The organism is Marinobacter vulgaris, assembly GCF_003344045.1.
GTDB lineage: Bacteria > Pseudomonadota > Gammaproteobacteria > Pseudomonadales > Oleiphilaceae > Marinobacter > Marinobacter vulgaris.
This window is the reverse complement of the sequence record NZ_QFWX01000024.1, coordinates 1-386: the sequence shown is the minus strand read 5'-3', so window position 1 is coordinate 386 and position 386 is coordinate 1. Positions and strand designations below refer to the sequence as shown.

The following is a 386-nucleotide window of genomic DNA, read 5'->3' as shown; positions in this document are numbered from 1 at the left end:
TACTATCCCCAACCCTATATATGGATATTCTACAACACACGCACCAATTCATGTTAACAATATTCAATTTACAACAAAAACCCAATATATAAACTTTATAAAATAATAAAATAAAGTTCTTCGAAAACGATGCTTCAAAAAAAAAGGTAAAAAATATAAAATAACCACCGATATAACTAAAGCGATTACTCCTCCAATTTTTCTAGAAATAGAACGTAAAATAGTATAAGCAAATAAAAAATATCATTCAGGTTGAATATGAACGGGAGTAACCAAAGGATTAGAAGAAATAAAATTCTCTACATCCATAAAAATATAAGGAAACAAAAAACAAATAAATAAAAAAAAAAACAAAAAAGAAAGCAAATCCAAAAATATCCCTAATT

General features: G+C 25.1%; 1 pseudogene. It reads right to left on the bottom strand.

Features of this window, described 5'->3' with window-relative positions:
- Positions 1 to 63: 63 nt before the first annotated feature.
- Positions 64 to 231: pseudogene (locus DIT71_RS18555) on the bottom strand (hypothetical protein); the annotation flags it as partial.
- Between the last annotated feature and the right edge of the window lie 155 nt (positions 232 to 386).